This window comes from Roseibium sp. (assembly GCF_048260565.1).
GTDB lineage: Bacteria > Pseudomonadota > Alphaproteobacteria > Rhizobiales > Stappiaceae > Roseibium.
In genome coordinates, this window is sequence record NZ_JBLXGP010000004.1 from 359,278 (window position 1) to 383,396 (window position 24,119).

The 24,119-nt window shown below is 61.5% G+C and carries 18 protein-coding genes; 6 read left to right on the top strand and 12 right to left on the bottom strand.

From position 1 onward, the window contains the following. Positions 1 to 74 precede the first annotated feature (74 nt). From ACN0SO_RS12630 to ACN0SO_RS12650, 5 genes are all read left to right on the top strand, one after another. Positions 75 to 506 (top strand): carboxymuconolactone decarboxylase family protein, encoded by a 432-nt coding sequence (locus tag ACN0SO_RS12630; protein WP_417678143.1) that lies wholly within the window; start codon positions 75 to 77, stop codon positions 504 to 506. Positions 507 to 513: 7 nt separating this feature from the next. Continuing rightward, positions 514 to 1,428, top strand: a complete 915-nt coding sequence (gene sigJ, locus ACN0SO_RS12635) for an RNA polymerase sigma factor SigJ (protein WP_417678145.1) — start codon at positions 514 to 516, stop codon at positions 1,426 to 1,428. A 234-nt stretch (positions 1,429 to 1,662) separates the two neighbouring features. Further along, positions 1,663 to 2,670, top strand: coding sequence for a DctP family TRAP transporter solute-binding subunit (locus ACN0SO_RS12640; protein WP_417678147.1), 1,008 nt, complete (start codon positions 1,663 to 1,665; stop codon positions 2,668 to 2,670). Between the two features lie 110 nt (positions 2,671 to 2,780). After that, positions 2,781 to 3,401 (top strand): TRAP transporter small permease, encoded by a 621-nt coding sequence (locus ACN0SO_RS12645; RefSeq protein ID WP_417678149.1) that lies wholly within the window; start codon positions 2,781 to 2,783, stop codon positions 3,399 to 3,401. Positions 3,402 to 3,411: 10 nt separating this feature from the next. Next, on the top strand, positions 3,412 to 5,061 hold the full coding sequence (locus ACN0SO_RS12650; protein ID WP_417678151.1) for a TRAP transporter large permease: 1,650 nt from the start codon (positions 3,412 to 3,414) through the stop codon (positions 5,059 to 5,061). Positions 5,062 to 5,284: 223 nt separating this feature from the next. Here ACN0SO_RS12650 and ACN0SO_RS12655 read toward each other — a convergent pair whose 3' ends face one another. Then, positions 5,285 to 6,385 (bottom strand): citrate synthase/methylcitrate synthase, encoded by a 1,101-nt coding sequence (locus ACN0SO_RS12655; protein ID WP_417678152.1) that lies wholly within the window; start codon positions 6,383 to 6,385, stop codon positions 5,285 to 5,287. A gap of 78 nt (positions 6,386 to 6,463) precedes the next feature. On the opposite strand from ACN0SO_RS12655, the gene ACN0SO_RS12660 reads away from it, so the two are divergent. After that, entirely contained in the window at positions 6,464 to 7,630 is a 1,167-nt protein-coding gene (locus ACN0SO_RS12660) for a citrate/2-methylcitrate synthase (protein WP_417678154.1), read from the top strand. Here ACN0SO_RS12660 and denD read toward each other — a convergent pair. From denD to ACN0SO_RS12715, 11 genes are all read right to left on the bottom strand, one after another. Beyond that, positions 7,627 to 8,604, bottom strand: a complete 978-nt coding sequence (gene denD, locus ACN0SO_RS12665; RefSeq protein ID WP_417678156.1) for a D-erythronate dehydrogenase — start codon at positions 8,602 to 8,604, stop codon at positions 7,627 to 7,629. The two genes, ACN0SO_RS12660 and denD, sit on opposite strands and share 4 nt — an antisense overlap. Positions 8,605 to 8,672: 68 nt before the next feature. Then, the gene (locus tag ACN0SO_RS12670) at positions 8,673 to 9,167 is read right to left on the bottom strand and encodes a GNAT family N-acetyltransferase (RefSeq protein WP_417678158.1); all 495 of its coding nucleotides are present in this window, start codon (positions 9,165 to 9,167) and stop codon (positions 8,673 to 8,675) included. After that, on the bottom strand, positions 9,157 to 12,363 hold the full coding sequence (locus ACN0SO_RS12675; RefSeq protein ID WP_417678160.1) for a toll/interleukin-1 receptor domain-containing protein: 3,207 nt from the start codon (positions 12,361 to 12,363) through the stop codon (positions 9,157 to 9,159). The genes ACN0SO_RS12670 and ACN0SO_RS12675 overlap by 11 nt, the downstream gene beginning before the upstream one ends. A 148-nt stretch (positions 12,364 to 12,511) precedes the next feature. Next, the gene (locus ACN0SO_RS12680) at positions 12,512 to 13,345 is read right to left on the bottom strand and encodes an isocitrate lyase/PEP mutase family protein (RefSeq protein WP_417678162.1); all 834 of its coding nucleotides are present in this window, start codon (positions 13,343 to 13,345) and stop codon (positions 12,512 to 12,514) included. 57 nt (positions 13,346 to 13,402) lie between these two features. Then, complete coding sequence (locus ACN0SO_RS12685; protein ID WP_417678164.1) at positions 13,403 to 15,202, bottom strand: IlvD/Edd family dehydratase; 1,800 nt, start codon at positions 15,200 to 15,202, stop codon at positions 13,403 to 13,405. A 552-nt stretch (positions 15,203 to 15,754) separates the two neighbouring features. Then, the gene (locus tag ACN0SO_RS12690; RefSeq protein WP_417678166.1) at positions 15,755 to 17,476 is read right to left on the bottom strand and encodes an ABC transporter ATP-binding protein; all 1,722 of its coding nucleotides are present in this window, start codon (positions 17,474 to 17,476) and stop codon (positions 15,755 to 15,757) included. Between the two features lie 4 nt (positions 17,477 to 17,480). Further along, positions 17,481 to 18,437 carry an ABC transporter permease gene (locus ACN0SO_RS12695; protein WP_417678168.1) on the bottom strand — a complete coding sequence of 319 codons (957 nt, stop codon included), beginning with the start codon at positions 18,435 to 18,437 and terminating at the stop codon, positions 17,481 to 17,483. A 16-nt stretch (positions 18,438 to 18,453) separates the two neighbouring features. Continuing rightward, positions 18,454 to 19,428, bottom strand: a complete 975-nt coding sequence (locus tag ACN0SO_RS12700; RefSeq protein WP_417678170.1) for an ABC transporter permease — start codon at positions 19,426 to 19,428, stop codon at positions 18,454 to 18,456. A 68-nt stretch (positions 19,429 to 19,496) separates the two neighbouring features. Beyond that, positions 19,497 to 21,080 (bottom strand): ABC transporter substrate-binding protein, encoded by a 1,584-nt coding sequence (locus ACN0SO_RS12705; RefSeq protein WP_417678172.1) that lies wholly within the window; start codon positions 21,078 to 21,080, stop codon positions 19,497 to 19,499. Positions 21,081 to 21,220: 140 nt separating this feature from the next. Then, positions 21,221 to 22,378, bottom strand: coding sequence for an acetylornithine deacetylase (argE, locus tag ACN0SO_RS12710; RefSeq protein ID WP_417678174.1), 1,158 nt, complete (start codon positions 22,376 to 22,378; stop codon positions 21,221 to 21,223). A gap of 46 nt (positions 22,379 to 22,424) precedes the next feature. Then, positions 22,425 to 24,119, bottom strand: coding sequence for an adenylate/guanylate cyclase domain-containing protein (locus ACN0SO_RS12715; protein ID WP_417678176.1), 1,695 nt, complete (start codon positions 24,117 to 24,119; stop codon positions 22,425 to 22,427).

A 24,119-nucleotide genomic window follows, 5' to 3' on the forward strand; every position in this document is an offset into this window, starting at 1 on the left:
GCCGATGTCACGGATGGGCAAATTGGCTCGTCGTACGGGTGTCAATGAAGTTCACATCAGACTGGAAGACATCGATGACATCTGTAGCCGTAATCAATCATGAACAGCATATTCCGGACGTCCTCAGGGCCTTCGCCGAGGCCCATGCCCGGATCTGCAGGACGCCGCTCGACGGCAAACTGCATCATCTGGTGAAGCTGCGCGCCTCCCAGATCAACGAATGCGCCTTTTGCGTGAAGATGCATACTGCCGAAGCACGCAAGGACGGGGAAACCGCGGACCGGCTCGAGCGGCTGGTGGTCTGGCGTCATGTCGACGACTTCACCGACGCGGAGCGGGCAGCCCTTGCCTGGACCGAGGCGCTGACACGGCTCGACGACAAGGAGGACTACGGCAGCTTGCGCGCAGACCTCCAGCAACATTTTAGCGACACGGAAATCAGCGCGATCACCGCGGCCGCGGCCATGATCAACCTGTGGAACCGGATCGGGATCTCCAATCACTGAGATGCCGATGCTCGAGACCAAAACCAAGCGGTTCGAGGACGCGAGGCCCCAGTTGATGGGCCTCGCCTACCGCATGCTCGGAGTCGTGGCCGATGCGGAAGATGCGGTCCAGGACACGTTTCTCAAATGGCAGGCGGCGGACCTTGCCGGCATCCGCAACCCGGACGCCTGGCTGGTGACCGTCTGCACCAACCGCTGCCTCGACATCCTCAAATCCGCCTCCAGGACACGCATGAGCTATGTCGGCCCGTGGATCCCGGAGCCCCTGCAGACCGAGACGATCTCTCTCCAGGAGGCGGATCTCGATCGGGCCCAGTCGCTGACCACCGCCTTTCTCCTGCTTCTGGAACGCCTGACGCCGAAGGAGCGCGCCGCCTTTCTGCTCAGGGAGATCTTCGGCAAACCCTATGACGAGGTGGCCCGCACGCTTGGAATAAAGGAGGCGGCCTGCCGGCAACTCGTCTCCAGGGCCTCCAAATCCGTCCGCAAGAACCAGGCGCGGTTCACGCCGTCCGCGGACCAGCAGGAAGCGTTTCTGGCCGCCTTTCAAAACGCGCTTGCGACCGGCTCGGCGGACCGGCTTGAGGAACTCCTGGCCGAGACGGTCAGCCTGAGAACGGATGGTGGCGGCAAGGCAACGGCTATCAGCAGGGTTATCGAGGGCCGGCACCTCGTCGGTAAGTACATTGCACGCATTCTCGGCCGGCTCCTGACGAACGTCAGGTTAGAGCGGCGCGAGGTCAACGGCATCGGCGGTCTGGTCACTCTGGATGGAGACACCGTCGTGACTGCCATGACAATCGGCTATGCGCCGGACGGAACCGTGGACCGGATCTACCTCATCCGAAATCCGGACAAGCTCCGTCACCTGACGGCGCCAGCCCGCCATGATCCGGCCACGGGAGGTCTGCGGTTCCAATAGGAGACAGGCTTCGCGATGTGTCGATTCCAACACGTCTGCCCTGTCTTATGGGTCGGTATCGACACGCTTTCCGCCCGTTTTTCGGGTGTGTGCTCTAAATTTTCTCAATTATTGCTGAATTCTTAACGCTTCCGGCCGTCTGGCACGGCCATTGCTATAATGGGCCCAGCGTGAGTACCGCGCAGCCGGGTGCAGTCGCATCCGGAGTGAGAGGAAATGTCTGGGAGGACATCCATGAAAAAATTCGTTCTGGCTGCGGCAACCGCGGCCACTTTCGCTTTGTCCGGCGCAGCCTTTGCGGCTGATGATTGCAGCGACGGCGAAATCGTCATCAAGTTCAGCCACGTTGTAGCGGCAACCGGTCACCCGAAGGGCGATGCGGCAACCATGCTGGCCGAGCGCGTCAACAAGGACATGGACGGCAAGGCCTGCATGCAGGTGTTCCCGAACTCGCAGCTCTTTGACGACGACAAGGTCATGGAAGCGCTGCTGCTCGGCGACGTCCAGCTTGCCGCACCTTCGCTGTCCAAGTTCGAGGCTTACACGAAGAAGTTCCGCCTGTTCGATCTGCCGTTCCTGTTCCAGGACCTGGACGCGGTCGGCCGCTTCACCCAGAGTGACGCCGGCAAGGGTCTGTTGAACTCCATGACCGACGTCGGCTACACCGGCCTCGGCTACTGGATGTCCGGCATGAAGCAGTTTTCGGCCAACAAGCCGCTGCTGCTGCCGACCGACGCCGCGGGCCTGAAGTTCCGCGTTCAGACGTCCGACGTGGCCGTTGCCATGATCGAAGCCATGGGCGCCAACGCCCAGAAGCTGGCCTTCAAGGAAGTCTACGGCGCCCTGCAGACTGGCGTTGTCGACGGTCAGGAAAACACATGGTCGAACATCTACACCAAGAAGTTCTTCGAGGTTCAGGACGGCGTGACCGAAACCAACCACCAGTCCCTGGCCTATCTTCTGGTCACCTCCGACGAATGGCTGAAGGGCCTGGACCCGGAAATTCGTGACCAGTTCCTGACGATCGTCAACGAAGTGACCATGGATGCCAACGCCAATGTCGCCAAGCAGGAAGCGATGAACCGTCAGCGCATCCTGGATGCCGGCAGCACCATTCGCGTGCTGACCCCTGAACAGCGCAAGGCCTGGGTGGAAACCATGAAGCCGGTGTGGACCAAGTTCGAAGGTGATATCGGCATGGATCTGATCGAAGCGGCGCAGTCTGCCAACAACGCGAGCTGATTACGGCCGACAAGATGCGGGGAGGCCTTGCGGGCCTTCCCGCAACGATCCGGTACAAAAAGCATAATTCGGGAAAGACCGGGGCCGGTCCGGCTCGGGGGGGAGGACACATGAAACGCGTCGACGATTGGGTCACGCGCTTTGAGGAAAGCGTACTTGCGTTTTTGCTTGCGGCGATGACCCTCGTTTCATTCACACAGGTGGTCGCGCGCTACGGCTTCAATGCCGGCTGGGGCGGCGCTCTGGAATTCACGCGGATCCTGTTCGCCTGGCTGATCCTGTTCGGCATGAGCTACGGCATCAAGATCGGCGCGCATCTGGGCGTCGATGCGATCATCCGCCTGTTTCCGCGCCCGATCTTCCGCGCCTTCGCCGTGTTCGGGGCCCTGTGTGCCGTTGCCTATGCCGTTATCCTTCTCTATTCCGACTGGCTCCAGATCTTTGGCGCTCACGCCCGCGGCGGCGCGATCGACTACTGGATGAAGATGTACAAGGTCGGCATCGGGCTCGACGATCTGCGCTATCCGGATCTCATTCAGGAGGTCTTCGGCACGAAGGAGCGCGTCCAGCGCTGGATCGCCTATCTGATCCTGCCGGTCGGGCTGGCGCTTCTCGCGTTCCGCTCGGTTCAGGCCGTGTGGCAGATCATCACCGGGGAGCGGGAAATGGTGATCGCGGCCCACGAGGCGGAAGACCTCGTTGCCGAAAACAAAGATGTGCTGAAGGACTGAGGGGAAAACCATGGAAGCCGCAGTCCTTTTCGTCATGGTCCTGGCACTTTTGTTCCTGGGCGTCCCGATTGCGATCTCGCTGGGCCTGTCCAGCGTCATCGCCATTGCCTTCTTCTCCAGCGATTCGATTTCCTCGGTCGCGCTGCAACTGTTCACCGCATCGCAGAACTACACGCTGCTCGCCATTCCCTTCTTCATTCTGGCTTCGGCCTTCATGTCGACGGGGGGCGTCGCCCGGCGCATCATCCGCTTCGCCATTGCCTGTGTCGGCCATGTGCGCGGCGGATTGGCGATCGCGGCGGTGTTCTCCTGCATGCTGTTCGCGGCCCTGTCGGGCTCGTCGCCGGCAACGGTGGTCGCGATCGGCACGATCGCCATCGCCGGCATGCGCCAGGTTGGCTACACCAAGGAATTCGCCGCCGGCGTGATCGCCAATGCCGGTACGCTCGGCATTCTGATTCCGCCGTCCATTGTCATGGTCGTCTATGCGGCGGCAACCGACGTATCGGTCGGCCGCATGTTCCTGGCAGGCGTCATCCCGGGGCTCGTCGCCGGCCTGATGCTGATGATCGCGATCTATGTCAACGCCCGTATCAAGAACATGCCGAAACAGCCGTTTGCCGGTATGGGAGAAATCCTGTCGTCGGCCGGCGAGGCCGCCTTCGGCCTGCTTCTGATCGTCATCATCCTCGGAGGCATCTACGCCGGTATCTTCACGCCGACGGAAGCGGCCGCGGTTGCCGCCGTTTATGCCTTTCTGATCGCGGTCTTCATCTACCGCGATATGGGGCCGCTTAAAGAACACCCGTGGTACACGGCGGACACAGGGCGAAAGGCAATTGCGGGTTTTAAGGCCCTCACCTTGACCCTGTTTGTGTTCGTTTGTGCACCGGTTGCGATCGCTTGGCTCATTTTGTGCGCCATTTTAACCAACGTCGGTATTGAGTTTGGACCGGAAATCCGGATCGCAATCGCCGGCATAATTCAGATCATCACGCTGCTGATGGCGCTTTTCCTCTATCCCCTTTGGTACGAAAAGCTTGAGGCAAGGGATCTTCCCGAAGCATTTTGGGGAGGCCTTAAGATCTGGGGACGGAACCTTTGGCTGATCCTGGTCTATTTCCTGCCCGGCTGCTTCCACTCCGACACCAAGAAGGTCCTGACGGACGCGGCGAAGACGACGATCATGCTGATGTTCATCATCGTCAACGCGCTGCTGTTTGCCCATGTGCTGACCTCGGAACGCATTCCGCAGGCGATCACCGACTGGATGATCGGCGTCGGCTTCAACTGGTTCACCTTCCTGATTGCCGTGAACATCCTGCTTCTGATCGGCGGTCAGTTCATGGAACCCTCGGGCCTGCTGCTGATCGTGGCGCCGGTGGTGTTTCCGATCGGCCTCGAACTCGGTGTCGATCCGATCCATCTCGGCATCATCATGGTGGTGAACATGGAAATCGGCATGATCACCCCTCCGATCGGGCTTAACCTGTTCGTCACCTCGGGGATCACGGGCATGAGCCTGTTCCGCGTGGTTCGCGCCGCAGCCCCCTTCGTGGCAATCCTGCTCGTGTTCCTGGTGATGGTGACCTACATCCCGGTACTCTCTACCTGGCTGCCCTACAGCCTGATGGGTCCGGAAATCGTCACACGGCCCTGAGGCGGGCGAGAGAAGACAAAAAGGCCGGGGCACAGCGCCCCGGCCTTCGATTGCCAACAAAAACAAACCGTCCATCGTCACCCCGGGCGAACGTAGTGAGACCCGGGGCCGGCGAGGCAGAAGCCTGAAGAATTCAGCAAAGTCGTTCCCGCAAAAGCTTTGGCTCTCCGGTCCCGGATCTCCGCTTACGCTGCGTCCGGGATGGAGAAATCGGGTTTTGCACTCAGCCGGAAACAGCCGGCCCGACATAGCGTGACGCAGGCCGGATCAGTTTGCCGGTTTTCTGCTGTTCCACCACATGGGCGCACCAGCCGGGCGTGCGGCCGGCGGCAAAGAGCGGGGTGAACAGGCTGCGGTCGATGCCGACCGCATCCAGCAGGACGGCGGTGTAGAACTCCACGTTGGTGTCGAGCTTCCGGTCCGGCTTGGCGCGGGCAAGGGCGGAACGGGCTGCCTTCTCCACCGCTTCGGCAAGCGCCAGGCGAGGATTGTCCTTTGGCAGCTCGCCAAGGCCGGCTTTCAAGACATCGGCGCGCGGATCGCGGGTGCGGTAAACCCGGTGGCCGAAGCCCATCAGGCGTTCTCCGCGCTCAAGTTCCGCCATCACACAGCTTTCCGCGTTTTCCGGCGTTCCGACCGCATCGAGCATGTCGAGCACCGGGCCGGGTGCGCCGCCGTGAAGCGGGCCCCTGAGCGCGCCCATGGCGCCGATCACTGCGTCGCGCATGCCCGCCCGCGTCGAGGCGATCACCCGTGCGGTGAAGGTCGAGGCGTTGAGACCGTGATCGAGGATCGTCACCAGATACCGGTCCAGGGCGTTGACCGCGTAAGCGGCCGGGGGCGCGCCGGTCAGCATGCGCAAGAGGTCCTCTGCAGAGGAGAGCCCGGCATCGGGACCAATTGGTACATAGCCCGTCTCCAGGCGCGCTGCGGCCGCCAGAAGAACGGGACAGGCGCCAGAGATCAGTTCCGCGTCCGTCAGGCCTGTATCCTCCGGCAGGGCGCCGATCCCGAGTCGCATGCGGTCATAGGCGCCGATCCCGGCCGGTGCCTTCTCCATGGCGGGCAGGGCGGCCATGGCCATGCGCCGGGCCTGGGCGAATGCATTTCTCAGATCCGTCCCGGAGGTGGGCACCAGATCGCCCCAAAGGTGTTGGACGGCCGCCTCGAACGGCATGCGGCCGGCAAGATCCTCGATCCGCCTGCCGCGCAGAACCAGTTCTCCGTTCTGCCCGTCGACGTCGCTGAGCACCGTGTCCGCGACGACGATGCCTTCCAGCCCGGTGCTGGGCACGAGATCGGCGGGTTTGAGGGGTTGGGTCATGTCGGTCTCCTTTTCTGGATGGCGACACTCAAATCGAACGGAGTTGATATCGTCAATATTGATAAATACAATCAATATATGTCGACACCGATCTATCTCTCTGCCGCGGAAGCGGCAACCGAACTCGGGGTGCGTCCCCAGACGCTTTACGCCTATGTCAGCCGCGGGCTGATCCGTTCCATTCCCGGTCCCGGCAAGCAGCGCCGCTACGACGCGTCGGATGTGCGCAGGTTACAGGGGCGAAAGGACGGGCCTGGCGAAGGCGGCTCCCGTCCGCTCTCCGGAGACGAGGTGCTGGAAACCCGGCTGACGCTGATCGCGGAAGGCGGGCCGTTCTATCGAGGCCATTCGGCCACTGTCCTTGCCCGGTCCTCGACGCTGGAGGCGGTGGCGACCCTGTTATGGGACTGCGACAGCGATCCGTTCGCCGGTCAGGTGCCCGCGCCGCCGCCGGCGAATCCGGCGCTGGGGCCGATCGACCGGCTGATGATGGCGGTTGCCGCCTGGTCGGCGCAGGACCGGGCGGCCTATACTCTTTCACCCAATCTTCTTGCGGAAAAAGGCGCGGGCCTGCTGCGCTATGGCGTCGCTGCGCTTCTGGGCACAGACCCGGATGCCGATCCGGTCCATGAGCAATTTACGAAGGCCTGGACCGTGGAGCCCTCCGTGGCGCCGGTTCTGCGGGCGGCCCTGGTGCTCGTCGCCGATCATGAACTCAACACCAGCGCCTTTGCCGTTCGCTGTGCTGCTTCCACCCGCGCGCCGCTCCATGCCACGCTTTTGTCCGGCCTCGGCGCCTTTTCCGGCCCGCGTCACGGCGCGGCTTCCGACCGGGTGTCGGCCTGGCTTGAGGAAATCGATGAGGCTGAAGACATCGAGCGGGTGATCGGCGGACGGCTGGCGCGCGGCGAACCTCTGCCCGGTTTCGGTCATGCGGTCTATACCGGCCCGGACCCGCGCGCGGAGTGCTTGCTGGCGATCCTGAAGGAACAGGCGGGCGGGTTGCCCTTCGTCGACCTGCTGCCGGCCATTGTTGAAGCCGGCAACGACCTTTATGGCCTGAAGCCCAACATCGATTTCGCGTTGGCCGCCGCGCAAAAGGCATTCGCGCTTCCCGAAGGCGCCGGCAAGCTTCTGTTCTGCGGCGGCCGGATCGTCGGCTGGATCGCCCATGCCCTGGAACAGTACCGGGTCCCTGAGCAGATCCGGCCTCGCGCAGCCTACGTCGGCGAGCGGCCCGCCTAGAGATTTATGCCTTCTTCCTCGATGTAGATGCGGACGATCTCATAGAACGAGGCATCCACCTGGAAGCCCAGGCTCACCGCGCGGGCGGCATCGAACTGGCGTGGCCAGCCGGCCACGATCCGCTGCACGGTTTCATCCGGCTCGCGGCGGATCAGCTTGACCCTGGCCTCGCCGCCGATCCTGCGCAGGGCGTCGATTTCCTCGCCCACGGTGACCGGCAGGCCCGGCATGGTCAGGCTGCGGCGCGGGCCGATCTTTTCGCCGTCCATATTGGCGGCATGGATCAGGAATCCGACCGAGGCGCGCGGGCTTGCCATCCAGTGCAGCACGTCGTCACTGACCGGGAGTTTCGCTTCCTGTCCGTTCAGCGGTTCGCGGATGATGCCGGAGAAGAAACCCGAGGCGGCGGCATTGGGCTTTCCGGGCCGGACCACCACGGTCGGCAGGCGGATGCCGATGCCGTCCATCATGCCCCGGCGGGTAAGGTCGGCAAGCAGAAGCTCGCCGATCGCCTTCTGCGTGCCATAGGAGGTGAGCGGGGTCAGGTGGAAGTCGTCCGGGATCGGGTCCGGGAACGGGGCTCCGAAGACGGCGATGGAGGACGTGAACACCACCCGCGGGCAGTAGCCGTCGCCTGCGAGCCGGATCGCCTCGAACAGCCGCTGCGTTCCGTGCAGGTTGATCCGGTATCCCTTCTCGAAATCCGCCTCCGCTTCGCCGGAAACGATGGCCGCCAGATGAAAGATGATCTCCGGCCGCTTGGCGATCAGGGTCTCTGCCTGTCCGGGTTCGGAAAAGTCGCAGGCGATCGTTTCAACCGGGCAGGGAGCGCCGGCAGGTGCTGAGGGGGCGACGACATCGGCCAGCAGGAGTTCGCTGATCTCCCGGCCGCCCAGGTTTTGTTCCGAAACCAGCCGGTCGACGAGTTTGCGCCCGACCATTCCGGCCGCACCGATCACCAGTACCTTGACCATTCCAATCCCTTCCGGAGTTTCGATATTTTTTAGAGATTAATCCGGCGTTCCTGTGCCGGAAAGGCCGTTCACACGGGATTGTGTTCGCTGCCTGGTTCGACCGGACGCGCCATGTAGACCACGTGCTTGTCGCCGATCTGCTTGCGGCCGGTCTCGAGGAAACCGTGACGGGCGTACCAGGCGCGGTTCGTGTCCATCAGCACATTGGTGAACAGCCGCACCTCCGGCAGACCCAGTTCCTCCGCACGATTCAGCGTGAAATTCAGAAGAAAATTGCCCAGTCCGGTCCCCTTGGCGGCAGGGTCGACAGCGATGCTCCACAACAGCAGATGGTCGGGTTCCTTGACGAGTACAAGCGCTCCCGATGGGGCCTCTTCGGGGCCGGTCACCCAGACTTCGTGGTCTGCGATGAACGACCCGTAGTCGGCCGTCATCGGCAGGGGAACCGCTCCGATGACCTCGACCCAGGGCGCATAGGCCCGCTCGGCAAGGCTGAGCAGGCGCGAAGCGTCCTCAGGAACGGCCGGCCTCGGTGCCGGGTGAGGGATGTTTTTAGCGGTCACCGCACCACTCCGGTCTTGTTTCCGTTACATGCAGGATTTTCCGTTCCGCGTCCGTCAGGCAGCGCGGGGCCGTTTCCTTTGCGGCGCTCAGAAGATCCTCAAGCGTCGGCCAGAACGGCAGTAGGTTGACCGTATTGTCCCACGAGGATGTGGCGATCAGTCCCCCGTCGGGAGAAAACCGGAGATCACGGACGTGGTCCGTGTGGCGCCGGTGCCGGCCGACGACCGCCCCTGTAGCGGTGTCGAGAAGACGAATTTCACCATGGCCGAAGCCGATGGCGAGCGTTTTGCTGTCCGGAGAGAATTTCAGGGAATGGACGGTACTGAGGTAGCTTTCGGTCGGGAAACGTCCAGCAACCTCGTTGGTTGCTATGTTGATCAGAAGCAGGTTGCGGGAAACGCCGCCCACGGCAGCAAATTGCCCGTCCGGAGACAGGGCAACCCGCATGGCAGGCCAATTCTTGCCCGGTTCTACCGGGTAATGCTGGCTCTCACCCGTGGCAAGGTCCCATACCCGTGCATCGCCGTCACTCGATGCCGTGACGATGCGCTTTCCGTCCTTTGTGAATTTGGCGTCCCTGATCCAGTCCTTGTGTCCCTCGTAGGATTGGTATTTTCCGGTTGAAATGTCCCAGACGCGCAAGACACCGCTGCGGTCCCCTGTCGCGACCAGTCGATCATCCGCGGAAATGGCGAGTGGCAGAGCCTGGGGATGACTGCCCTCAAGCAACACTTCGCCTTTGTCATTCCGGATTTCGAATTTGCCATCGACTTTCGCCAGGGCAAGGATGTGCCCGTTCGAACTGACCAGGCTTCCTTCATCCGAGCGGAGGTTCCACCCGGTGCCGGGAAGGGAAAACCGTTTTTCCAGAGTGTCTCCATCCCAGACCGTCGCGTTCGAATAATCCCCGCTCACGAAAATGCTTCCGTTTGCCGCGGCAATCAGGTTGGAGGTATGCGGAAGCGTCTTGACCAGTTCGCCGGTCCGGCTGTCTCGGATCGTGATCGGACGTTCCGGAGTACCCCAGGGCCCCACGATGATCTGCTCGCCCCCTTTCAGGAAGGAGCTGGCGCCTGCGCTTTCGGGGATTGCAGGCGCATTGGCCGCACGGCGCCAGTCCCACAGCCGGGCGGTTCCGTCATAGCCGGATGTCAGGATGGTTGCCCCGTCCGGCGAAAACCTGGCTTTCTTCACATCGGATGTGTGTCCGTAAAGTACAGTGACCGTTTCGCCGGTCGCAGCGTCCCATATGCGTGCCGTGTCATCCTCGGAGGCCGTGAGGACGTGACGCCCGTCCGCTGAAAAAGAGATGTCGTAGATACTGACTTGGTGCCCGATCAGCGAAGTCACAAGGCTCTTCTCCGCCAGATTCCAGACGCGGGCATTGCCGTTTTGGGAGGCGGTGGCGAGATACTGGCTGTCCGGGGAGAAATCCGTGTGCTCGATCGGCGAGCTTTCAAAATAGGGAATTGAAAACCGGACATGGCTGCTTTCCCGGTCCACCACGAAAAGTTCCTGATGTTCCAGGTCCTGATAGATGAAGACCGATCCGTCCGGTGAATAACGGGCTGTCTTGCCCAGGTCGGCGCCATAGTGCCGGGCGATCAGGGATCCGTCGGATGCCTTCCGCCGTTCCACTCCGCCTTCCGCGTCGACCAGAATTTCCGTGTCGTCCGGTGCGAAAATCGCCTGCTCGATTTTCGTCTCGCTGCCTTCGATGGTGTAGACGGCAGCGCCGGTCGCCACGTCGATCTGCTCTCCGCGTGCCGTAAGCAACCGCTTGCCGTCTTTGGAAAACGTAACGCCGCGGGCCGGAATGAGCCCCGGTTTCAGCATGAGGGTTCGAATGGGGGCAAACGTGTGCGCATCCCAAAGCTGAATGGCGGTCTGGATGCGATTGTCAAAACGGGCTGTGCCCGACGCGGCCATGATGTTGCCGTCCGGTGAAAAGGCGATACCGGTAATTTCCACTCCGGACGACAAGTCCGTAAGATGAGCGCCTGTCCGGCCGTCCCATATGCCGGCACCTCCGCCGTTTGCTGTCAGATACGCGGCTGTAATCAGTTTCCCGTCTGGCGAAAAATGGATGTTGTAGGAGCCTTTCTTGCCATGGAAGTCGAGAACGGCAATCTGTTTGCCGGTCCCGGCATCGAACAGGACGGCCTGCGAAAAATCGGAACTCAGGATCCGTTGGCCGTCGGGCGAAAATTCCGCGTCTGCGTTGGACGTGGGCTGCGGAAAACGCAACGTGTGCAGTTCCCGCCTCTCCGCCATCGCCTCGGTCAGGGCCATCCGGGCGGCTGCGACATAGGGCCTGTTGCGTTGTTGCGGGTCGGTCGAAGAGGTATCCGGCAGGGCCTCGATCGCGCTCAGGATCGCCATGGTCGTGTCGCCCCGCGCAAGAGCCTCCTGTGACAGATCCGCCAGGTAGAGCGACTGCGCCTTGAGCGCGTCGTTGCGCTGGGTCAACGCCACACTGCGCTGCCAGAATGCCGTCGCGGCCAGGGCCAGTCCGACAACGACGGCTGCCAGAGACAGGGCAAGCGTCAGCTTTTGCTGGCGCTGGGCGTTGCGACGGCTTTCGGTGATGAATGTGGTCTGGTCCGGCGTGATCTGCGGAGCGTCGCGGACACGCTCGTCGCGCCAGCGTTCCGCGTCGGCAATGTCCGCGCCTCTCAGCAGCAGGGAGCGCCGCTCCCCGGATTGCCGCCACCGCCGCGCAAGACCGGCGAGCCGCGTATGTTCCCGTATCCAGTCGATATCCGTGTTGACCGCGGAAACGACGCTGTCGACCGCATCCTCGAAGGGATCCCGGTCCGTGCAGAAAATGAAGTTCAGCCGTGCAAGGATCGGCGGGATGTCCTCGCCCGGAACGTCTTCGATCACGATCGGCGCGATGCGCTTTTCCAGTTGATGGGCGAGCTCGATCTCCCAGGCGCAGACCTCGGAAGTCGCCGAAGCCGGGCTCAAGAGGAAGATGATCGTGTCGGCCTCGCGGATCAGCTGCTCCAGCCGGTCACGCCACTCCTCGGTCGGGAGAATATCCTCCGTATCCCGGAAAACGCCGAGATTGCGGTCGGCAAGCACCTTGGAAATGCGATGGGCCTTCTCGCGGTCCTTGCGCGAGTAGGAAACGAATACCTTCGGCTGATCTTCCCCTTCGGCATGCTCGGGCGGCGTCAGGGCGTCAGACAAATTCAATGTCCTTCATAAGAAATCCGGGGGCCTGTTTTTAAAAAATTCAATGCAATTGCTATCAAACGATCCGCCGTAAAATACTGACGGAAATAACTTTTATTTCAAGTCTCAAGGTCTTGGAGGCGCCGATGTCCGGGAGAGGCTTTTACAAGCGGCCCTTCATGAACAGGTCGAAGTCCTCCATACCTTCCTCCCGGTCGAAACAGCCGAAACTGCCGCTGTCCTTCAGGCTTTCCGCAGCCGCGGTGAAGGCCCCGAAGGCGATGCGGGCAAGGCCGCTGCCGATGGAGACGCGGGTCACACCCATGTCCTCCAGTTCCTTGCGGGTCAGGTGAAAATTCTTCCGTCCGGCCAGGATGTTCAGCGGTGCCGGGACTTCCGCGAGCACGGCTTCAATATGCTGCTTTTCAATGAGGCCGGGGGCATAGACGCAATCGGCGCCGGCATCGGCAAAGGCCTGGAGACGTTTGATCGTTTCGCGCAGATTGTCGTCCGTCCTGACCTGCGCCTCGCTGCGGGCCGTCAGGACAAAATCCGGCGCAAGGCGGTTCCGGGCATCGACCGCGGCCTTTATCCGCTCCACCGCCAGGCCGAATTCGTAATAGGGATTGAGCGGATCGGGCGAGAAGTCCTCGATCGAGCAGCCGCTGAGGCCCACCTCGATGGCGCCGCGGATGGTCTCGACGACGTCTTCCGGACTGTCGCCGAAGCCGTTTTCCATGTCCCCGCTGACCGGCAGCGTGGAGGCGCCAACGATTGTCTGGGCATGGGTCAGCGCCATGTCGCGCGTGATCAGCCCCTCCGCATCCTTCAGCCCGTGGGTGAAGGCAAAGCCGGCGCTGGTCGTGGCCAGCGCCTCGAAGCGCAGGCCCTCCAGAATGCGGGTGGTGCCGATGTTGTACGGATTCGGCATGAGAAAGGCGCGGCGCTCCGCATGAAGCGCCTTGAAGCGGGTACGGCGGTTTTCGATCGTCTGCATGGGAAACCTCCAGTCTGATACCGGATGTCAATCCAGTTGTATAAATCAGATAATATACTAGTGGTTGTCTCTTGGCAGGCCTTTCGTGTGTGCCACATCCTGGTATTTGACGGCGGGCTTCAGCACCATGCCCTTGTCGAACTGGTCGACCATGCCGCGCTGGATCTCCTGCCAGGGCGTCTGATGATCAGCATAGGCAAAACCGCCCTCGGCTTCCAGATCCGAACGTCGTTTCGCAAGTTCTTCGTCCGAAATCAGGATATCGGCGGTTCCCTTGCCCAGGTCGATCCGCACCATGTCACCGGTCTGGATAAGGGCGAGCCCGCCCATGGCGGCCGCTTCCGGAGATGCATTCAGGATCGACGGGGATCCGGACGTGCCCGACTGGCGGCCATCGCCGATGCACGGCAGCGAATGAATGCCTTTCTTGATGAGGGCCGCCGGCGGCTGCATATTGACCACTTCCGCCCCGCCCGGATACCCGATCGGACCGGTGCCGCGGATGAAGAGCATGCAGTTTTCGTCGATGTTGAGATCCGGATCGTCGATATTGTCGTGATAGTCCTCGGGCCCTTCGAACACGATCGCCCGGCCCTCGAAAGCCTCCGGGTCGTCCGGATTGGACAGATAGCGGTCTCGGAACTCGTCGGAAATCACGCTGGTCTTCATGATCGCGCTGTCGAACAGATTGCCCTTCAGGTTCAGGAAGCCGGCATTTTCCGTCAAAGGGTCATCGTAGCTTCGGATGACGTCGGAAATCAGGATTTCCGCATTCTCGCAGTTCTCGCCGATGGACTGGCCGTTGACCGTCTTCGCGCCCGGATGAGGCAGTTTACCGACGCGCATCAGTTCGTTGACGACGGCCGGAACGCCGCCGGCGTGATGATAATCCTCGCCGAGATAGTCGCCAGCCGGCTGGAGATTGACCAGAAGCGGGATCTCGTGACCGACGGCCTGCCAGTCGTCGTTGTCGAGCGGTACGCCCAGGTGGCTGGCAATGGCGTTGAGGTGGATCGGCGCGTTGGTCGAGCCGCCGATGGCCGAATTGACCACGATGGCGTTCTCGAAGGCTTCGCGGGTCATGATGTCGGAGGGTTTCATATCCTCGTGCACCATGTCCACGATGCGTTTTCCGGTCTCGTAGGCCATCTGTCCCCGTTCCCGGTAGGGGGCGGGGATCGCGGCGGAGCCCGGCAATTGCATGCCAAGGGCTTCGGCGAGCGAGTTCATGGTGGTGGCCGTGCCCATGGTGTTGCAGTAGCCGACCGACGGGGCGGAGGAAGCCACAAGCTCCATGAAGCCTTCATAGTCGATTTCGCCTGCGGCCAGCATTTCGCGGGCCTTCCAGACGATCGTGCCGGACCCGGTGCGCTCGCCCTTGTGCCAGCCGTTCAGCATCGGACCGACGGAAAGCGCGATTGCCGGAATATTGACCGTGGCCGCGGCCATCAGGCAGGCAGGCGTTGTCTTGTCGCAGCCGATGGACAGAACCACGCCGTCGATCGGATAGCCGAACAGAAGCTCCACAAGGCCGAGATAGGCGAGGTTCCGGTCAAGCGCCGCGTTTGGCCGCTTGCCCGTTTCCTGGATCGGATGCACCGGAAATTCGAAACAGATACCGCCCGCCTCGCGAATGCCCTCACGTACGCGCTTGGCCAGTTCCAGATGATGGCGGTTGCAGGGGGACAGGTCGGACCCGGTCTGGGCAATGCCGATAATGGGCTTTCCCGATTGCAGCTCCTCCCGCGTGAGACCGTAGTTCAGATACCGCTCGATATAGAGGGCCGTCATCGCCGGATTGTCCGAGTTATTGAACCAGGCGGTGGATCTCAGGCGTGGATGTTTTGAACCGCTCATGAAGCCTCTCCCTCATTCTTGACCGGCTGTTCCGGTTTGAATCGATTAACATCACCCGGACAGCGTTCTGTAAAGCCGCGTTTATAGCGAAGATGGTCTCCGGGCGCGGAGTTTTTGAGTTACGGACATCATACTGCGGCCGTTTGGCGCCGACGTGCCGTTCTGAACAAAAATCAGGCGCTTGTGATCGAATGCGTTGCAACTTTCAGGAAGCTGAAAGTAAGTTCACCTGAAAAAGACCTCGTAAACACGCTGGTTCCCAAACTAAAATCTTAAATACATTAGGAAATCTTATGAATCGCAGCACGTAGATCGGATCGGTTAATGGAAGCTCCAAGTGTTGGTTAATGTGACATAAATTTACGCAGCGTATTCGATGAAATTAGCTTAAATCTACTTTTCCAGGCGGGTTAATTCGGCTAATATGCTTCTTGTAATTTGAAGTGGCTCGCGGGATTTCAGAGCCGCAGGATTTGACCTCAAATCTTTTCATCCAGATCGGGAGGGGGCTTGCCCCCTCCCTTTTTCTTTTCCGTCAATTTCGTCCGCCGTTCAGGCGGTTTCCAGATTTTCCATGGACAGCAGATCGAGCGACGGCATCAGGCTGAGCAACTCGCGCGTATAGGGATGTTGCGGTGTTTCGAACAGCGCATCGCAATCGGCGACTTCGCACAGTTCGCCGTGCCGCATCACCCCGACCCGGTTGCACATCTGCCGGATGACGGCGAGGTCATGGCTGATGAACAGCATGGTCAGGCCCAGCTCCTGCTGCAGGTCCTTCAGCAGGTTGAGGATCTGGGCCTGGATGGATACGTCCAGGGCGGAGGTCGGTTCGTCGCAGACCAGGAACCGGGGACGGGTCGCAAGCGCGCGCGCGATCGAAATCCGCTGGCGCTGACCTCCGGAGAACTCGTGGGGAAACTTCTCGCCGGCAGCCGCTCCCAGGCCGACATGATCGAGAAGGTCGTCCACGATCTGCCGGACTTCCCCGTTGGAGGAGGCAAGCCGATGAAATTTGATCGGCTCCGCGATGATGCTGCACACCCGCATCCGGGCATTCAGCGACGAGAACGGATCCTGGAAGATCATCTGCATCTGCCGGCGCATGGCGAGGATCTGCTTGCGGTTGCTCAGTTCGGTGAGCTCCTGCCCGGCGAAGCGGATCGATCCGCCGGTCGGGTGATAAAGACCGGTGATCAACCGGGCGATGGTCGACTTGCCCGATCCGCTTTCGCCGACGAGACCGAAGGTTTCGCCTTCCGCGATGTCGAAGCTGACCGACCTGACCGCGTCGAAATAACGCCTGCGGGACGGAAAGATCGAACCGGCCACCTGGAACCGCATGCTGAGGTCGCTGATCTTCAAGAGAGACCCTTCGGCCTTATCGTAGGCGCGGGCCTTGCCCAGCCAATGGGTGGCGATGTCGATCTGCCGGGTCGGCGTGCCCGCCTTTTCGATATAATCGACCACCGGAAACCGCTCGATGCGAATATCCGGACGGGGAACGGCGGAAATCAGGCTCTTGGTATAGGGGTGCTCGGGCGAGCCTAGCACCTGGGTGGTCTCGCCGTATTCGACCAGCTTGCCTCGATACATCACCGCCACGTGGTCGGTGATATCCGCAATGACACCCATGTCGTGGGTGATCACCAGCATGGCCACATGACGCTCGGCGCAGAGCTTTTTCATCAGTTCCAGGATCTGGGCCTGGATCGACACGTCGAGCGCCGTCGTCGGCTCGTCGGCGATGACGAGTTCCGGTTCCGCACACAGGGCGAGCGCGATCACGACCCGCTGGCGCATGCCGCCGGAAAACTGGTGCGGATACTGCTTGATCCGTTCAGGCGCATCGGGAATGCCGACCGCGTCGATCAGTTCGATGGCTCGAGTCCTGGCCTCGTCCCGGGTCAGCGCCAGATGGGTGCGGATGGTTTCCATCAGCTGGGATTCCACCGTCTGGAGCGGATCGAGCGAGGTGAGCGGATCCTGAAAGATCATGCCGATCTTCCGGCCCCGCAACAGCCGTTTCTGCTTTTCCGGCAGGCTGTCGATCCGCTGGCCGTGGAGATAGATCTCGCCTTCGGCTATGCGCCCGGGTTCGGCGAGGAGGCCGATCACCGCATTGCCGACGGTGGACTTGCCGGCACCGCTTTCGCCGACGACGCCGAGGATCTTGCCGGCTTCCAAGGACAGATCGACGCCCTCCACCGCAACGAATGTGGATTTGCGGCTCGGAAACTCGACCTTGAGATCGCGGATCTGAAGAACGCTCATGGCCTCACCGCAGTTTCGGGTTGAGGGCGTCGCGCAGCCAGTCGCCCAGGAGGTTGACGTTGAGGACGAGCAGGGCCAGCGCCAGGCCGGGGAAGATCGCGATCCACCATTCGCCGGAGTAGAGGAAGTCGTTGCCGATGGCGATCAGCGTTCCGAGCGAGGGCTGGGTCGGAGGCATGCCGACGCCCAGGAACGACAGGGTCGCTTCCGTGACGATGGCGATCGCGAGGTTGATGGTGGCGATCACCAGCACCGGTCCGGTGACGTTGGGCAGGATGTGGCGGACCATGATGGTGACGGAGGGAATGCCGATCACCCGGGCGGCCTGCACATATTCCTTGTTCTTCTCCACCATGGTCGAGCCGCGCACGGTACGGGCATATTGCACCCAGAACGATAGCGCGATGGAGAAGATCAGGATCCAGAAGGAGAACACTTCCCGGTTAAGGGTGCCGAATATGCCATGCGCGGCCCCGTCCACCAGAAGCGCTATCAGAATCGCCGGGAACGTGAGCTGGATGTCGGCAATGCGCATGATGAACGCATCCACCCGGCCGCCCATGTAACCGGCAACCAGCCCGAGGGTGATGCCGAGAGCGGCTGCCAGAAACACCGAACAAATGCCGACGATCAGCGAGATCCGCATACCGTAGAAGATCGCGGAAATGATATCCCGGCCCTGATCGTCCGTGCCCAGCGGAAACCGGGGATCAGCAAATTCCATCCAGAACGGCGGCACCCGGGCGTCCAGAATGGACACCGAGGCCAGGTCGAACGGATCGTGTGGCGACACCAGCGGCGCGAAAAAAGCCACGAAAAACAGAAGCAGCGTGCCGATCGCCGCCAGCACGGTGATGCGCGAGCGTAAAAACGAGTGGAACATGTCGCTGTCGATGATCCGGGCAAAGAGGCCGGGCGCAGCTTCGGGATCCTTGGCGTCCTTGTTGGAGACGTCAGACATGGGCGCGGTCTCCTTGTCAGGCCCGCTCGACCCGCAGGCGCGGATCGACCAGGAAATAGAGAATGTCGACGACGAAGTTGATGACGACGAACAGAAACGCCGTCAGCAGCAGATAGGCGGACATGATCGGGATATCGACGTTCTGCACCGCTTGCAGGAACATGATCCCCATCCCCGGCCACTGGAAGACGGTCTCGGTGATCGTAGCGAAAGCGATGATCGACCCGAGCTGCAGGCCGGTGATCGTGATCACCGGAACGAGGGTGTTTTTCAGCGCGTGCCGGAAATGCACAATCCGGTCGGGCAGGCCGCGGGCGCGGGCGAACTTGATGTAGTCGGTGCGGATGACTTCCAGCATTTCCGCCCGGATCAGGCGCATGATCAATGTCATCTGGAACAGGCCGAGGGTGATCGACGGCAGGATAAGCGCCTTGATCCCGGACCATGTCAGCAGTCCGGTTGTCCACCAGGATCCGAGCTTGACCACTTCGCCGCGTCCGAAACTCGGCAGCCATTGCAGCGTGACGGAAAACAGGAAGATCAACAGGATCCCGATGAAGAATGTCGGCAGGGATATCCCCACCAGGGACACGGACAGGAACAGTTTCGACAGCGGCGAATCCCGGTTCAGCCCGGCATAGATGCCCATGGGAATGCCCACCACCAGGGCAAACAGCGCCGATACGAAGGAAAGCTCGAGGGTCGCGGGGATCCGCTTGGCGAACAACTCGCTGACCGGCTGTCGGAACTGGTAGGACGTGCCGAAATCGAATTGGGCCGCATTGACGACGAAGCGGCCGAACTGGATCGGGATCGGGTCGTTCAGGCCGAGACGTTCCCGCAGGGCTTCGCGTTCCTGGATCGACGTCTCGATCCCGACCATCATGTTCACGGGGTCGCCGACAAAACGGAACAGGGAAAACGACAGCAGGGCCACGACCAGCATGACAACGATCGCCTGCATGAGACGACCTACCGCGAAACCAAGCATGACGGCCCTTTTCTTCGGTATTGGGCATCCCCCGTCCGGAGACCGGGGATGCGGGTTTCAGGTCCGGGTTACTTCTTGGTGACGAAGCGGAACAGGAACTGGTTGTCGGCGCGCTGGGCGAGTTCGACGCCATCACGAACACCCCAGGCAAGCGCCTGCTGATGCAGCGGGATGTGGGAGACCTCGTCGTTTGAGATCGTGAACGCTTCCGCAATCAGGGCGTCGCGCTTGGCCTGATCGTTTTCCACGAGGATCTCGTCGGCGAGCGCGTCAACCTTCTTGTTGCAGTAGCCGCCAAGGTTGAAGGCGCCGCCGTTTCCTTTTTCGTCCCGGCACTGGATCAGGTTGTCGAGGATGTTCCAGCTGTCGAAGGACCCCGGGGTCCAGCCGAGCAGGTAGAAGGACGTGTCGTAGCCGGCCGCTGCCAGCACCTTGGCGAAGTATTTCGCCTTGGGCTGGGCGTTCAGGTCGACCTTGACGCCGATGCGGGCGAGCATGGCGGCGACGGCCTGGCAGATCGCCTCGTCATTGACGTAGCGGTCGTTCGGGCAGTCCATACCGACCTCGAACCCGTCCGGGTAGCCGGCCTCCGTAAGCAGTTCCTTGGCGGCCTTCGGGTCATAGGGGAACCGCTTGAACTCGTCGGAGCGCGCGTACAGGAACGGCGAAATCATCAGGGCCGACGGCTCCGCCAGATTGCGCATCACCTTGGCCTTGATCGCGTCGATGTCGATCGCCTGATAGAAGGCCTTGCGCACCCGGACGTCCTTGAACGGGTTCTTGCCCTTCACGTTCGAATACAGCAACTCGTCACGCATCTGGTCCATGCCAAGGAAGATGGTGCGCAGTTCCGGACCGGTCAGCGCCCGGGTACCCTGGTTGCTCTCGACCCGTTTCACGTCCTGAACCGGGATCGGATAGACCATGTCCAGTTCGCCCGAGAGCAGGGCGGCGACGCGGGTCGCGTCGGAGCCGATCGGGGTGAACTCGACCGTGTCGAGATTGTGGGTCGGCTTGTCCCACCAGCCGTCGTATTTTTCATAGACGGTCTTCACGCCCGGCTCATGGCTGACGATCTTGAACGGACCGGTGCCGTTGGCGTGAAGGGCCGCATAGTTCGAAGTGGTGTCGGAAGCGGATGTGATCGCAACCGCATCGTTTGCCTCGGTCCACTCCTTGTCCATGATGTACCAGGTGTCCCACTCGTAAGGCAGGATCGGGTTCGGGCCCGGAAGGACAAAGTCGACCGTATGGTCGTCGACGATCTCCAGCTTCACGTCCGCATTGACGCGCTTTGCGAGATCCGACCCCTCGCTATGGAGGCGTTTCAGCGAAAAGGCGACATCTTCCGCGGTAAAGTCGTTGCCGTTCTGGAACTTCACGCCCTTGCGCAGATGGAAACGCCAGCGGTTCGGCTCAATGACTTCCCAGCTTTCGGCGAGCGACGGCTCGATTTCCAGCTTTTCGTTACGCCGGGTCAGGCCCTCATAGGTGTTGCCAAGGGCGGACAGCGTGAAGGTCTCGTTCAGGCTGTAGGGATCGAGTGTATTCAGCGTGCCCTGAAAGGCGAATTTGAGTGTTTCCGCCTGGGCTGACGATACTGCCAACCCGACGAACGCGGCGGCTGCCACGATGAGTGATTTTGTTTTCATGTTCCCCTCACGTCTTCGGTTTCCGGGTTTTGTCCTCTTTGTCAAAGGCTGTTTGCGAGCAGGGACTTGGCCTCCGTAAAACCAACAGGCCCCACTATTGCACCGGAGGCTGAACGTTCCAACCCTTGTAAAGTCGGCATTTAGGATAATTTTCGACACAGACCGTCCAGGAAGGCGACGCATTTTTCCAGCTCGGCCGCTTCGATGTATTCATCTGCCTGATGGGCCTGATCGATCGATCCGGGGCCGCACACGACTGTGGACAGACCGGCATCCTGGAACTGGCCGCCTTCGGTCGCATAGACCACCACATGTCGGCCGTTGTCGCCGGTCAGCCGGCGGGCGAGAATTTCCGCTTCGCCGTCCGTTTCCTGGCGGAGGCCCGGAACATTCGCGAGCCGGGTGATCTCGATGCGGCAGGACGGGGAAACCGCCTTCATGCCTGGCAGAACCTCTTCTTCGACAAAGGTTTCGTACCGGGCCTGCCAGTCCTCGCCGCGTTCTTCCGGCAGGGTCCGGATATCGGTCACGAATTCGCATTCCGCAGCCGTGATGTTATGCGCATCTCCGCCCCGGATCGTTCCACAGTGCAAGGTGGTATAGGGCGGGTCGAAAAGGCAGTCCGCATCCGCCGCTGCCTTGTTCTGTGCGGTTTGCCCGTCCAGCCAACCGATCAGGCGGGCGGCAACCGAAATGGCCGAGACGCCGCGGTCCAGCTGGCTGGAATGGACCGCATGACCGAAGATCTTCGTTTTCAGAACGACGATGCCCTTGTGCCCGGTTACGGCCTTCATGTTGGTCGGCTCACCGACAATCACGGCCGAAGGTTTGGGGCCGTCGGCAAGCATGCGTTCAATCATCGGCGGTGCGCCGAAACAGCCGATTTCCTCGTCGTAGGAAAGAGCGATATGGATCGGCCGGGTAAGGCCGGCCGCCAGCATTTTCGGGACATGGGCCAGTACGGTGGCCGCGAAACCTTTCATGTCGGCCGTTCCGCGGCCATAGAGGCGGCCGTTTTCGGCGCGCAGGCGGAAGGGATCCGAGGTCCATTCCTGATTGGCGACCGGCACAACGTCCGTATGGGCGGACAGAACCACGCCATCGGGCTGCGCCGGGCCGATCATGGCAAACAGCGAGGCCTTTTCGCCGGTGTCATCGAAGACACGCGTCGTGGCAACGCCGTGGTCTTCCAGATATGCAGCGACGAAATCGACCAGGGCGAGATTGCTTTTGTCGGAAACGGTATCGAACCGGACAAGGGCGGCGAGCATTTCCTGCGGTGTGTAGGTGCGGGCCAATAGTCACTCCAGGCGGGCAGGGTCGAAACGGGATGACCCTAACAGGTCAAACCGGAACCGGTTCCCTATCCAAATCCGTCAGAGAATAGATTTGCAAGGGGACGGTTTTCCCGCGCAGCACGATTTCCCGGGTTTCGCAGTCCGGAAGCCGGACTTCGGCCGCCTTGAGGACAGCGGCGGACAAGGTCAGCAGGGAGCCGTGGGTCTTGTTTTCCGCCTCCAGACGGCTTGCGGTATTGACCACATCCCCGAGCGCGGTGATCGAACTGCGCTCGCCGCTCCCCCCGGCGGCGCCGATGCGGCCGAGGATGACAGGCCCGGCATGCAGGCCGATTCCGATCCGCAGCGGTTCACGCAGGTTGTTGCCGCGTTCGCTGTTCAGGACATTGACCGCCTTGGCGATTTCCCTGCTGGCGCGCAGCGCCTGGCGGGCGCCTTCGCGAAGGTCGGTTTCCATGCCGAAGATCGCCATGATGCCGTCGCCAATGAACTTGTCGACATAGCCGTCCTGTTTGCGGATTTCGTCGGAAACCAGGTCGAGATAGCGGTTCAGCAGGTAGACCACGTCGAAGGAGAGGGTTTTTTCCGTGAGCCCGGTAAAGTCGCGAATGTCGACGAACATGATGACGACGGGCCGTTCCACCCCCCAGTAATAGGCGTCCTGATGGGCCTGCGATCCCCGTTCGGCCGCTCGTACCGGAATAAGCGGGTGTACCTGCAGATCGTCGGTCGGCCGGATCTGACAGGCCAGCCGGACGCTGTTGTCGGCGCCGATCTGCTTCAGGACGGTCGCTTCGGCCTGACCGGGCGCTTCGAGTTTCTCAGCCCCGGCCAGGATCTTGACCCGGCATGTCGAACACCGTGCACGTCCGCCGCAGACCGCTGCGTGGGCGATGCCGTTTTCGCGGCTGATTTCCAGAAGGGAAGAGCCGGGAGCCGTGCGGACCACGAGATTGCCCGGGTATTCAATGGTGATCGTCTTGCCGAATTGCCGTATGGCCATGCGGACGAGCACGACGGCGAGACTGAGAAAGAACAGCCCGAAGATCACCGCCCGGGCCTGGTCGGCGAGCGTATAGACCCAGTCCAGGTGCCAGTTTTCAACTGCCGGCTTGCTGTTGCCGGACGCGGCAAGCTGCCGGGCGCCGCTGATCCAGCCCCAAAGGGACAAAAGCGGGAACGCGACCGCTCCGGCGGACAGAAGCGGCAGATACGGACGATACCAGGCTTTCAGCCTCAGCCAGAAATGCAGCCCGATCATCGCATGTGTCCAGACCACCAGAAGAAGAACGGACTGGGCGAACGCATTGTCGGGCCACAGCAGGGCCAGGGTATCCGAGTAATCGGTTGGCAGGTCGAAAGCGTTATCCAGCCCGACCGTTGCAATGGCATGCGGAATGAGCGTCCAGGGTATGTAGAGCCCCAGAATAAGCTGAAGGGTTTCCCAGAGCGGCAGTCTGAGCGTCCGGCGCCGGGTCGTTCGCCACAGGGCCAGACCCACATGAGTGACGGCGGCTGTCACCAGAACGATCTGGCCCGGCAGTTCGCCCCAGATAAAATGATGGATTGCCTCGCCGGCCCGCATTGCCGCCACGGACCAGATGCCAAGGGCGTGATTCAGGAAATGGGACACGCAGAATGCGAACAGAACCAGACCGCTGAAGAGCCGGGCCTGTTGGCGCCAGTTCCCTCGTCCCGACTGGCTGGATGACGACGATGAGTGCGTTTTTCCTGAAGTCAT